At 67.3% G+C, this 12,149-nt stretch carries 11 protein-coding genes; 1 reads left to right on the forward strand and 10 read right to left on the reverse strand.

All coding sequences use genetic code 11. The annotated features are described in order from the left end of the window. Nucleotides 1-132: 132 nt before the first annotated feature. From ACFQQD_RS11080 to dapA, 7 genes are all read right to left on the reverse strand, one after another. Nucleotides 133-387, reverse strand: coding sequence for a DUF3046 domain-containing protein (locus tag ACFQQD_RS11080; protein ID WP_378089253.1), 255 nt, complete (start codon nt 385-387; stop codon nt 133-135). Nucleotides 388-463: 76 nt separating this feature from the next. Beyond that, nucleotides 464-925 carry a helix-turn-helix domain-containing protein gene (locus ACFQQD_RS11085; RefSeq protein ID WP_378089255.1) on the reverse strand — a complete coding sequence of 154 codons (462 nt, stop codon included), beginning with the start codon at nt 923-925 and terminating at the stop codon, nt 464-466. A gap of 203 nt (nt 926-1,128) precedes the next feature. Next, entirely contained in the window at nt 1,129-1,617 is a 489-nt protein-coding gene (locus tag ACFQQD_RS11090; RefSeq protein WP_378089257.1) for a CinA family protein, read from the reverse strand. Next, complete coding sequence (pgsA, locus tag ACFQQD_RS11095) at nt 1,614-2,273, reverse strand: CDP-diacylglycerol--glycerol-3-phosphate 3-phosphatidyltransferase (RefSeq protein WP_378089259.1); 660 nt, start codon at nt 2,271-2,273, stop codon at nt 1,614-1,616. The genes ACFQQD_RS11090 and pgsA overlap by 4 nt, the downstream gene beginning before the upstream one ends. An 18-nt stretch (nt 2,274-2,291) precedes the next feature. Beyond that, nucleotides 2,292-5,342, reverse strand: a complete 3,051-nt coding sequence (locus ACFQQD_RS11100) for a DNA translocase FtsK 4TM domain-containing protein (RefSeq protein WP_378089261.1) — start codon at nt 5,340-5,342, stop codon at nt 2,292-2,294. 73 nt (nt 5,343-5,415) lie between these two features. Then, the gene (locus ACFQQD_RS11105) at nt 5,416-7,101 is read right to left on the reverse strand and encodes a ribonuclease J (protein ID WP_378089263.1); all 1,686 of its coding nucleotides are present in this window, start codon (nt 7,099-7,101) and stop codon (nt 5,416-5,418) included. Nucleotides 7,102-7,116: 15 nt separating this feature from the next. Beyond that, a complete protein-coding gene (gene dapA / locus ACFQQD_RS11110; RefSeq protein ID WP_378089265.1) occupies nt 7,117-8,028 on the reverse strand; it encodes a 4-hydroxy-tetrahydrodipicolinate synthase in 912 nt (303 codons plus the stop codon). Between the two features lie 71 nt (nt 8,029-8,099). Between dapA and ACFQQD_RS11115 the strand changes: the two genes are divergently transcribed. Then, the gene (locus ACFQQD_RS11115) at nt 8,100-9,332 is read left to right on the forward strand and encodes a heparan-alpha-glucosaminide N-acetyltransferase domain-containing protein (protein ID WP_378089267.1); all 1,233 of its coding nucleotides are present in this window, start codon (nt 8,100-8,102) and stop codon (nt 9,330-9,332) included. Here the strand turns inward: ACFQQD_RS11115 and ACFQQD_RS11120 are convergent. The 3 genes from ACFQQD_RS11120 to ACFQQD_RS11130 are packed head-to-tail and all read right to left on the reverse strand — an operon-like array spanning nt 9,329 to nt 12,078. Beyond that, nucleotides 9,329-9,775 (reverse strand): hypothetical protein, encoded by a 447-nt coding sequence (locus tag ACFQQD_RS11120; protein ID WP_378089269.1) that lies wholly within the window; start codon nt 9,773-9,775, stop codon nt 9,329-9,331. The two genes, ACFQQD_RS11115 and ACFQQD_RS11120, sit on opposite strands and share 4 nt — an antisense overlap. Nucleotides 9,776-9,783: 8 nt before the next feature. Continuing rightward, nucleotides 9,784-10,554: a 4-hydroxy-tetrahydrodipicolinate reductase gene (gene dapB, locus ACFQQD_RS11125; RefSeq protein WP_378089271.1), complete on the reverse strand. Its 771-nt coding sequence runs from the start codon at nt 10,552-10,554 to the stop codon at nt 9,784-9,786. A gap of 9 nt (nt 10,555-10,563) precedes the next feature. Next, nucleotides 10,564-12,078 carry an alanine/glycine:cation symporter family protein gene (locus ACFQQD_RS11130; RefSeq protein WP_378089273.1) on the reverse strand — a complete coding sequence of 505 codons (1,515 nt, stop codon included), beginning with the start codon at nt 12,076-12,078 and terminating at the stop codon, nt 10,564-10,566. Nucleotides 12,079-12,149: the final 71 nt, after the last annotated feature.

A 12,149-nucleotide genomic window follows, 5' to 3' on the forward strand; every position in this document is an offset into this window, starting at 1 on the left:
GGCTTGCGGGCCGTTCCCTTGTACTGCTGACGAACCTACTGGGTGGTCCGGACGAGATAGCGGCACGCCGCTTCTATTGTGGATGACACGCCCGAGACAGGCCCGGGCGACGTCCTGTGTAGGAGCTTATCGCTATTCGAAGATGTTTTCGAAGACATCATGATCGGCGTGTCTTGCCGGTGGGATGTCCCGGCCCAGCCTGCGCTCCTCGGGAACGTCCTGGAGGTCGCAGACGTCCAGCCACACGCGCTTGGGATCCACGCCGGCGTCGATGGCCTGGTCGGCGGTGGTGAGGAGGGTCGGCAGGACCAGCGAGGAGGCGATCACACCGGCGTTGGCCGCACCGAACTCCTCATTCATCAGCCGTCGGAAATCGCTGATCTTCATGTGTCACTCCAAGATCGGCCCAGGGCCACAGACCTTTCGGTCTGCGGCCCTGGGCGCATCGATGAACGAGGTGAGGTCAGTGGCTTCCGGCCAGCTGGCCGAAGTCGTCCGGGACCTCGTCCGGAATCGACGAGCCCAGACCCTCGTGCGGGTCGTGCGAGTAGGAGTTCTCCAAATCGACCGGCACCGTGTCCGGGATGTGCACACCCTCCTGGAGGGCAACGCGGTCCGACACCTCGCGAAGCATGAGGGACATCGGGACGTTCAGGGCGCTGCAGATCGAGGACAGCAGTTCGGAGGATGCTTCCTTCTGTCCGCGCTCGACCTCGGACAGGTAGCCCAGGGAGACGCGCGCATGGTGGGACACTTCACGGAGCGTCCGGCGCTGGCGCTGCCGAACATCACGCAGGACGTCTCCGATTTCCTGGCGAAGGACTGGCACGGCGTGCTCCTTGGTCTCGATGGTGTCGGTAGGGACGTGTTCACCGGCCTCCATCCAACGGGTGATGCCGTTGATGGTCACCGGATGCTTCATCATGTCTACTGGTCTCTCCTGTGTGAGTCCGGGAAAAGCTCATCTGACCGATTGGCCAGCTGTCCGGTACAACGGTCCTCGGGAGGATTTTTGTTCCCGGGACGCCCGCGAATGGACCGGATTGCCAGCCGATTCCCAGCTATCGGCGCGACGTGCTTCTAGCCTACCGACTTCCCCGGACCCGATGGCAAGATTCCTTCCCACCCTTATCGAAGGCGTTTCAGAACCTCCGCCAGGGCGGCCCGCACGGTGTCCCGCCGGATCGCCTTCCGGTCACCGCTGAGGTGCAGCCGCAGCACCGAACCGGCCTCCGATGCGGCCGAGTCCAGTCCGGCCAGTCCCACGTAGACCGTCCCGACCGGGTGACCCTGGTGAGGCTGCGGTCCGGCGACGCCGGTGGTGGAGATCCCCACGTCCGCCCCCGTGGCCTGCCGGGCGCCCACGGCCATCTGGCCCGCCACCTCCGGATCCACGGCCCCATGGCTGGACAGCCGCGCTGGATCAACCGCCAGCAGGTCTTGCTTGAGGTGGTTCTGGTACGCCACGATCCCGCCCTGGAGCGTTCCGGAGGCTCCCGGGACATCGGCGATCGTGGCGGCCAGCAGCCCCGCCGTCAGCGATTCGGCGGTGGCGATCGTCAGTCGCCGTTCCAGGAGGGCCCGGACGACGGCGGCCGGCAGGTCCTCGTCGCTCACGACTGACCCCTCTCGCCGGACTGAACCTGCCCGTCACGCCGCAAGCGGACGGCCTTGACCACATAGTCCACACCGGTGACCAGGGTGACCACCAAGGCCGCGGCCATCAGCGCCCACCCGGCCCACAGCCAGGCCTGACCGAAGAGCTGCCCGTACGCGGCCGCGAACACCGTATTCAACGGCGCCAGCAGCCAGAGCAAGGCCGCGGCCTGCAGGACGGTCTTGAGCTTTCCGCCGCGGGAGGCCGGCATCACGCCGTACCGCAGCACCACCAGACGCAGCAGGGTGATCCCCCACTCGCGGACCAGGATCAGGACGGTCACCCACCACCAGAGCTCACCGAGGACGGAGAGCACGATGAATGCCGCGCCCGTCAGGAACTTGTCCGCAATGGGGTCGGCGATCTTGCCGAAGCTGGTGACCAGTCCCCGGGAACGGGCGATGTCGCCGTCGAGCTTGTCCGTGTACATCGCCACGGCGAACAGCGCGAAGGCCGTCCACCGGAGCCCGACGGCGTCCGATCCCCACAGGCCGCCGGCCACGAGAGCCCAGATGAAGAACGGGACCAACAGGATCCTGACGGTCGTCAGAACGTTCGGCAGGTTCCAGTTCGAGGCCTGGTGGCCGAGGCTCTCGGAGCCGGGTTCCGTGGTCATTTCGTCAGTCTACGGAGCTTAACGGCCGGTGAGCTTCCAGGCGTCCTCGGAGCCGTCATCATCTTCGGCCTCCTCGAGACCGTCGTGCCACTGTTCGGCAGCGTCTCTCGAGCCCAGGTCATCGGCGACCAGGTCGCGGCCGTACTCCCCGCGATCGTCCTCCTCCGGCAGCGAGCCCCGGACGAGTTCCTGATCGGAGGGCGCCTGACCGGTCCGCGGCGGGATCGTGCCCATGGTGTCCGTGACGTCGGCGTCGGAATGCACGACCTCTTCGGCATAGGCTTCGGGGGCGTTGTCACTCGGTGCCGCCGGTGCGGGGGTATCCCCACGGATCGTGCTGAGCAGCGCAGCCAGGTCGTCCGGCCGGACCAGCACATCGCGGGCCTTCGATCCTTCGGAGGGACCGACCACGCCACGGGATTCCATCAGGTCCATGAGCCGTCCGGCCTTGGCGAAACCCACGCGCAGCTTGCGCTGCAGCATCGACGTCGAGCCGAACTGGGTGGTGACCACGAGTTCGGTGGCCTGCAACAGCAGGTCCATATCGTCGCCGATGTCCTCATCGATGACCTTCTCGGTCTTCTCCGGCACCACGTCGTCGCGATACTGGGCGGTCATCTGGCTCTTGACGTGTTCGACGACCGCGTGGATCTCGGACTCGTTGACCCAGGTGCCCTGCACACGCATCGGCTTCGACTTGCCCATCGGCAGGAAGAGAGCGTCACCCTGGCCGAGCAGCTTCTCGGCTCCGGGCTGGTCGAGGACCACGCGGGAGTCGGTGACGGAGGACGTCGAGAAGGCCATGCGCGAGGGCACATTGGCCTTGATCAGACCCGTGACGACGTCCACCGAGGGACGCTGGGTGGCCAGCACCAGGTGGATGCCGGCGGCGCGGGCGAGCTGGGTGATCCGGACGATCGCGTCCTCCACGTCGCGCGGTGCGACGAGCATCAGGTCGGCGAGCTCGTCCACGATCACCAGCAGGTACGGGTACGGCTTGAGCACCCGCCTGGAATCCGGCGGCAGATTGACCTTGCCGGCCCGGATGGCCTTGTTGAAATCGTCCACGTGTTTGTACCCGAAGGCGGCGAGATCGTCATAGCGGGTGTCCATCTCGCGCACGACCCACTGGAGCGCCTCGGCGGCCTTTTTCGGGCTGGTGATGATCGGCGTGACGAGGTGCGGAACCCCCTCGTAGGCTGTCAGCTCCACGCGCTTCGGGTCCACCATGACCATGCGCACCTCGTCCGGGGTGGCGCGCATCAGGATCGAGGTGATCATCGAGTTCACGAAGGAGGACTTACCGGCGCCGGTGGCACCGGCCACAAGCATGTGCGGCATCTTCGCGAGGTTGGCCATAACGTAGCCGCCCTCGACGTCCTTACCGACGCCCATCACCATCGGGTGGTCGGTCTTGCGGGCGGCGTTGGACCGCAGCACGTCACCGAGCGCCACGACCTCCTTGTCCGCGTTCGGGATCTCGATGCCGATGGCGGACTTGCCGGGGATCGGCGAGAGGATGCGCACATCCGAGGACGCCACCGCGTAGGAGATGTTCTTGGACAGCGCCGTGACCTTCTCCACCTTGGTGCCCGGCGCAAGCTCGATCTCATAGCGCGTGACGGTCGGGCCACGCGAGAATCCGGTGACCTCGGCGTCCACCTTGAACTGCTGCAGGGTCGAGGTCAGGGCCGCGACGACGGCGTCATTGGCCTCGGTGCGTTCCTTCGGCGGCGGACCGGCCGGCAGCAGACTCGAGTCGGGCAGCGTGTAGGTGATGTCCCCACCCAGGTGCAACTGCTCCGACCGCGCCGGCATCGGCGGAAGGTCGGCCGGTTTGGCGACGGGATTGGACTGCACCGGCGGAGGCACCGTGCCGATCGGCTCGGTGGCCGGTCCGGCAGCGGAGGAAGCATCGTCCTTCCCGACGCCGGCCGCCTCCTTGGCGCGGGCGATGGCCAGTTCCCCGGCAGTCGGGCGCTTCACGCCCGGCGGGACGGCGGGGTCGGCAGCCTCCGTCTCGGCCGTCTCGGTGGAGCCTGCCGAGTCGGTGTCGACGTCGTCGATGACGGCCGTGTCATACGCCGCTGCGGTGGCGTCCTTACCGCCGTCACGCTCGCCGTCTCGCTCGCCGTCACGCTGTGGCTTGTCATCGCGACCGAACAGCCGGATGCCCTTGCGCTTCTTGTGAGCGCGCTCGTGCTCCGTGAGGTAGGACTGATCGTGCGCCGATTCACCGTCGCGGTCGGCGCGGGAATCGGTACGGCGGGAATCGGTGGCCCGGGAGTCGGCGGCGCGCGACTCAGCGGTGCGGGCGTCGCCGTCGGGCTGGCCGGTGAGCCAGGCATAGGCGTCCTTGGTGCGCTGCGGGATCTGCCCCACCGGCGTGGCGGTGACGATCAGCAGGCCGAAGATCACCAGGACGATCATCAGCGCCCACACCGGCCACGGGGTCAGCAGCGAAGCCAACGGGCTGGTGGTCAGGTAACCGACCATGCCACCGCCGGAGAGCAGGTTCTCGAAGGAGTCAGCGACGGTGGGCACTCCGGCGACCAGGTGGGCGATGCCGGTCACTCCCACCGTCATCACCAGCAGACCGATGGAGATGCGGCCGTTGTCCCGGTGTTCCTGTGGAGTTCGGAAGTAGCGGACGGCCATGACCAGCAGCACGACCGGGAACAGCAGGGCGGCCCAGCCGAGCGTGCCGGCGGCCACGTGGTGGACCACCGTACCGTAGCCCGGCGTGCCGCGCAGGCCCCACCATTCCACCGATCCGATGACCATCGCCAGGACCACGAGGAAGAATCCGGTGCCGTCACGGCGGTCTTCCGGATCGATCTTGGCGTCCCGGCCGATCTTGCGCACACCGGCCCCGACCGGAATGGCCATGGCCATCCAGAAGCCGCGCAGGGCGCGCACGAGCAGGTTGCCCTGCGGCTCCGGGGGAGGCTCGGGCGCGGTTCGTTTGCGCGCAGTCGAGGTATCGGCTTTGGATCCCGTGCCCTTGCGGGCCGTGGAGGTCGAGGACCTGGTGGACTGCGAACGCGTCGGGGAAGTACGGGTCGCCATGCTACGTACGGTACCGTCCGCGGGTCCCGCTGGCCCGGACCAACACAGGGAACCGCTCAGTCGGCTGCTGCGCTCACGCCTCCAGGACCACCGGAACGATCATCGGGCGGCGGCGCAGTTTGCGGTTGACCCACGTGCCGATCACGCGGCGGACGACCTGCTGCAACTGGTGCGTGGTGTGGTCGGCGTTGGACTGCACGGCTTCCTCCAGGGCGCGGGCGATCCGCGGTTTGACCTCGTCGAACACCGCATCGTCCTCGGCCACGCCCCGGGCATGGATGTCGGGCCCGGAGACGATGGTCCCCGTCTGCCGGTTGACCACGGAGATGATGGAGATGAAGCCCTCCTCGCCGAGCGTGCGGCGGTCCTTGAGGTCGGCGTCGGTGATCTCACCGATCGAGGATCCGTCCACGTAGACGTAGCCGCACTCGATCTGGCCGCTCACCCGCGCGACGCCGTCCTGGAGATCCACCACGGAGCCGTCCTCGGTGAGCAGGACATTGCTGCTGGGCACCCCGGTGGACTCCGCGATCCTGCCGTTGGCGATGAGGTGACGGGTCTCGCCGTGGACCGGCATGACGTGCGTCGGTTTGACGATGTTGTAGCAGTAGAGCAGCTCTCCCTCGGAGGCGTGACCGGAGACGTGCACCTTGGCCATCCCCTTGTGCACCACCTCGGTGCCGAGCTTCATGAGTCCGTTGACCACTCGGAACACCGAGGTCTCATTGCCGGGGATGAGCGAGGACGCCAGGACGACGAGGTCGCCGGAATCGAGCTGAATCCGGTGGTCCCCGTTGGCCATCCGGGACAGGGCCGCCATCGGCTCCCCCTGGGAACCGGTACACATCAGGACCACCTGATGATCCGGCAACTGGTCGACCTGCTTGAGGTCCACGAGAATGCCCTCCGGAACGTCCAAGTACCCCAGCTTGGCGGCGATCCCCATGTTGCGCACCATGGAGCGGCCCACGAAGCAGACCTTGCGTCCGTGCAGTGCCGCGGCGTCCAACACCTGCTGGATGCGGTGCACATGCGAGGCGAAGGAGGCCACGATGACCCGCTTCTTCGCCCGGGCGAACAGCCCCTCCAGGACCGGCCCGATCTCCTTCTCCGTGGTGGTGAAACCGGGGACCTCGGCGTTGGTGGAGTCGGTGAGGAAGAGGTCCACCCCTTCCTCACCCAGTCGAGCGAACGCCCGCAGGTCCGTGATGCGGCCATCGAGCGGCAACTGGTCCATCTTGAAGTCGCCGGTGTGCAGGATGGTGCCGGCCTCGGTCTTGATGGCGACCGCGAGCGCATCCGGGATGGAGTGGTTGACCGCCACGAACTCGCACTCGAAAGGCCCGAGCTGCTCGGTATCCCCCTCGGTGACGGCCAGGGTCAGCGGGCGGATGCGGTGTTCTTCGAGCTTGGCCTCGATCAGCGCCAGGGTGAGGGTGGAACCGATTAGCGGGATGTCCGGCTTCATCCGCAGCAGATACGGAACGGCGCCGATGTGGTCCTCGTGACCGTGGGTGAGGACCAGCCCGACGACGTCGTCGAGTCGGTCCTCAAGGTAGCTGAAGTCCGGCAGGATCAGGTCCACACCGGGTTGGTACTCCTCCGGGAACAGCACTCCGCAATCGACGATGAGGATCTTGCCGTCCAACTCGAAGACGGTCATATTGCGGCCGACCTCGCCGATGCCGCCGAGCGGCACGACCCGGCAGGTGCCGGGCCGGAGTTCGGGCGGGGTGGACAGGCGAACGCCTGAGGCCATGGTTCGGGGTCCCTTCTACCAGGAGAGTCCGGCCTCCGCGAGGTCGGCACGGATGATGGTCTGTTCGTCCTCGGTGGCTTGCACCAGCGGCAGCCGGACCACCGAGGTCGGCAGGATGCCCTGCCACTGGAGAATCGTCTTGACGGAGACCGCGCCCTGGATATGGGTCATCACCGCCCGCTGGTAGGGATCCAGCTCGAAGTGCAGGGCCCGCGCCGTGGCCAGGTCCCCGGCGTGCATGGCATCGACCAGGCGCCGGTAGAGTCCGGGCGCCACGTGGGCGGTCACGGAGACGACGCCGACGGCCCCGAGAGACATCAGCGGCATGGTCAGCCCGTCCTCACCCGAGTAGATGTCCAGATCGGTCCGGGCGGCCACGAGCGTGGTGGACTGGAAATCCGACTTGGCATCCTTGAGCGCCACGATGTTCGGATGCTCCGCCAGAGCGATGATGGTCTCCGGATGGATCGGCATGGCCGAGCGGCCCGGGATGTCGTACAGCATCACCGGCAGGTCGGTGGACGAGGCGATGGTCTCGAAGTGCGCCTTGATCCCGGCCTGGTTCGGCTTGTTGTAGTACGGCGTGACCAGCAGCAGACCGTCGACGCCGGTCTTCGCCGCCATCTGGGACAGGTGCACCGAGTGCCCGGTGTCATTCATTCCCGTGCCGGCGATGACCTTCGCTCGGTCACCGACGGCCTCGACGACGGCCTCGAACATGGCCACGTTCTCCTCGTCCAGGAGCGTGGAGGTCTCTCCGGTGGTGCCCGTGACGACCAGTCCGTCAGCCCCCTCGTCGACGAGGTGAGTGGCGAGCTTCTGGGCGGCGTCCAAGTCCAGGCTGCCGTCTTCCGTGAACGGCGTCACCATGGCCGGGACGACGGTGCCGAAAGTGACGTCGGAGCGCGGAGCAGAGGTCTCGATCATGGCGTCCAGCCTACCTGCGACAATGAGCTGCGGACGTACTGACAGGCGGCAATCAACGCGGGGAGTGATCCATGGCCGGACCGGTGAACACTCAGCGCCGTATCGCCGGAGTCGACGCCGCTCGCGGGATCGCCCTGCTGGGGATGATCGCCACCCACATCCTCGCCCTGGTCGCCGACAACGGGACGGAACCGACCGTCGTCGGACTGGTGTTCGCCGGCAAGTCCTCCGCTCTCTTCGCCACCCTGGCCGGCGTCGGACTGGCGTTGCTGACTGGCGGGGCGGGGTCTCGCCGGGCACCGCATCAGGGTCCCGCGCTCGGGTGGGACCGGCGCCAGGTGGCCGTTCGAGCGGTGCTGTTGTTCGTCGTCGGGCTCGGGTGCGGGTTTTTGGACATGAATGTGGCCGTGATCCTGGCTCAGTACGCCCTGCTCTTTCTGTTCGCGCTGCCGTTCCTGCGACTCGGAGCGCGTTCCCTGGGCGTGTGGGCCGTCGGCTGGATCGCCCTCTCCCCCGTGGTGGCGAGCCTGCTGTCCGGAAGGATGCAGTCCGCCGTCGGCGCGAGCACCTATGTGAACGACTGGCGACTGTGGTCCAACCCGAACGTCCTGGACCTGCTCACCAAACCGGGCCTGCTGGCCTGGGACCTGCTGTTCACCGGCTATTACCCCGTGCTGCAGTGGCTCGGGTATCTGCTGTTCGGCCTGTTTCTGGGACGGCTCCGGCTGAACAGGTCCTCCGTGGCCGGTCTCCTGGCCGTTGGCGGCGCCGCATTGGCCGCCGTCGCGTTCTTCGTTTCCCGCGGCCTGCAGTCCATGCCCGGCGTGCTGACCACCATCGCCTCCGGGACGGGCACCGCTTCGAGCGCGCTGGAGGCGGAACTGCTGACCGGTGACTCGATCAGCACCGAGTCGATCCAGCACCTGCCCGTGTGGTTCACGCTGGCCACGCCCCACTCCGGTGCACCCCTGGACCTACTGCTCACCTGTGGGACCTCGGCGATGGTGCTGGGGGTGTGCCTGATGCTGTGCCAGCTCGGGCGAGGCCTGCTCGCCCGGCAGTTCATGCCCCTGATGCCGCTCATCGGGGCCGGTGCCATGCCGCTGACCCTGTATGTGGGTCATCTGGTGGCCTTGGACGTTACCGAATCTGCGACCGCCGATTGGCCTGGGCTCGGGCTGCTCATCGCTTACTGGGTGGGCTGCCTCGTGGCGGGAACGGTCTGGCGCGGCTTCGGGTGGAAGGGCCCGCTCGAGTGGCTACTGTCCCAGGTCTCGACGACGGTGGCGGGACCGCGGCCCTAGCGGGTGCTATCAGCGTGGAGGCGGATCGCGTCCCGCATGGCCCGGCGAGCACGACTGCGGTCCCCTGAGGCGTCATACCCCAGGGACAGGCGGTACCAGGAGCGCCAGTCATCCGGGGCGGCCTCCGCTTCGGCCCGGAAGACCTGGAACTGGGCGTCGGCCGCGGTCCGGTCGATGCGTCCGGCCGGAGTGCGCGGCAAGTCATCCTCTGGCAGGCCCCCTTCGGATTCGAGGGTGCGGCCCAGCTTCTCCATGGCGAGGCCGAACCGCACCTCGCGCCACAGCGTCCACAGCCCGACGGCGACGATGCCCAGCACCGCGACCCCGAGAACCTTGGCCACGAGTTGAGGCGCCTGGAGGAAGCCGATGGCCGACCAGATGGCAAGGATGGCGAACACCACCATGAGGGCGGCGATGGCGACGACGCTGAGTTTGGTTCTCATCGGGCCGATCAGTCCAAATCCAGGTAGCCGTCGAGGCCGTAGGTCAGCCCCGGTCTGGAGGCGACCGTGCGCAGCCCGAGCAGCACGCCGGGCATGTACGCGCCGCGATCGAAGGCGTCGTGCCGCACGACGAGCTGTTCGCCCGGGCCGCCCATCAGGACCTCTTGATGTGCCTCGAGTCCGCGCAGACGCACGGCATGCACGTGAATTCCGTCCACCACGGCTCCCCGAGCGCCGTCTGGATCGCGGGTGGTGGCGTCCGGCGAGGGCCCGACGCCGGCCTCAGCGCGCGCGTCGGCGATCAGTCCCGCGGTGCGCACCGCGGTGCCGGAGGGTGCGTCCACCTTGTCCGGATGGTGCATCTCCACGATCTCGACCGAGGGGAAGTGCTGGGCCACCTTCGCGGCGAAGGCACTGGCCAGCACGGAGCCGACGGAGAAGTTCGGGGCGATGAGAACCCCCACCTGCGGCTGCCCGGTCAACTGGTCCTGCAGCGTTGACCGGCGCTCCTGGGACCAACCAGAGGTCCCGACGACGGTGTGCAGGCCGTGCTCGACCGCGAACGCCACATTGGAGGGCGAGACCTCGGGGACGGTGAGGTCCAGAACGTGGCTGGCGCCGGCGTCGAGAATCGACTCCTGGGGGTCTCGCGAGCCGAGTTCGGCCACCAACTCCATGTCCGGGGCCGTAGTGATCGCTTGGACGGCGTGGCGACCCATCTTTCCGGAGGCACCGAGAACGGCTACACGGATGGGAGTGGCGGCGGGTGTCTCGGTCATCGCTCCAGTTTAGGCGTTGTGGGTGCCCGAGGAGTCCTCGCTGCGCACGTGGACCGGCACGCGGCCCGTGTGGGTGCGCGACGAGCCCACGACATTGCCGGACTTCCAGTCGGCCCAGCCCGGTTCCGCGGCCATGAAGGTCTCGATGTCGTCAGCCGAGGCCGTCAAGGACGGGTCGTGCTTGAGGTAGTGGCGCGTCTCGCGGGCGATCAGACCGGAGAGGACGAGCAGGCCGATGAGGTTCGGCAGCGCCATCAGGCCGTTCATGATGTCGGAGAAGTTCCACACCACCGCCAGCGGGATGGTGCAGCCGACGAACACGATCAGCGAGAACAGCACGCGGTACGGCATCACCAGTCGCTGCCCGAAGAGACGCTCCACGTTCCGCTCGCCGTAGTAGGACCAGCCGAGGATGGTGGAGAAGGCGAACAGCACCAGGCCGGCAGTGACGATCCAGTGACCCCACTCTCCGGGGAGACCGTTGGCGAAGGCAGCGCCGGTCATGGTGCCGGCGGCGTCCTCACCCAGGTCCCAGACCCCGGTGGTGATGATCACCAGACCGGTGAAGGAGACGACGATGATCGTGTCGATGAAGGTCTGGGTCATGGACACCAGCCCCTGGCGCACCGGGTGGGTGGTCCGCGCGGCCGCGGCGGCGATGGCCGCTGAGCCCAGACCGGACTCGTTGGAGAACATGCCGCGGGCCACGCCGTACTGGATGGCGATGATCAGGATCGATCCGGCGAAACCACCGACGGCGGCCGTGCCGGTGAAGGCGTCCGTGAAGATCAGGGCAAAGGCGGCCGGGATCCCGTCGATGTTGACGATGAGGATGTAGAGGGCCGCCACCACGTAGAAGACGATCATGAACGGCACCAGACCGGCGGTCACGCGGCCGATGGCCTTAATGCCGCCGAGCAGCACCAGCATGGTCAGTACCGTCAGGACGAGTCCGGTGATCCACGGGGCGACGTTGAAGGAGCTCTCCACGTTCGCGGCGATCGAGTTGCCCTGCGTCATGTTGCCGATGCCAAAGGAAGCCAGGAAGGCGAAGACGGCGAAGGCCAGGGCGAGGATCTTGCCGAAGGGGCCCTTGATGGCTTTCTGCAGGTAGTACTGCGGTCCGCCGGACTTGTCGCCGGCCTCGTCCGTGGTGCGGAACCGGACGCCCAGGAAAGCCTCGGAGTACTTGGCGGCCATGCCGAGCAGACCCGTCACCCACATCCAGAACAGGGCGCCGGGGCCGCCGATGGCAATGGCCGTGGCGACGCCGACGATGTTCCCGGTGCCGACCGTGGCCGCCAGCGCCGTCGTCAGTGCCTGGAATTGGGAGATGTCACCCTCACGGGTGTCGTCCTTGCGCCGCAGGAGACCCAGCTTGAGAGCGGAGCCCAGCATGCGGAACTGGACGAATCCCAAGCGGATGGTGAGGTACAGACCGGTGCCCAGCAGGAGCGGAATGAGGAAGAAGGGCCCCCAAACGAAGGAGCCGATGTCTCCGAGAGTGGTTTCCAGCTGTTCCATGGCGCACCCGTCCTTGCTTGTCAGCGCGTATCAACAATTGATGACGTCAAGAGTGTTGCACCGGCCACGGA

The sequence above is a fragment of the Citricoccus sp. GCM10030269 genome (assembly GCF_042665635.1).
In the GTDB taxonomy this organism is placed as follows: Bacteria; Actinomycetota; Actinomycetes; order Actinomycetales; family Micrococcaceae; genus Citricoccus.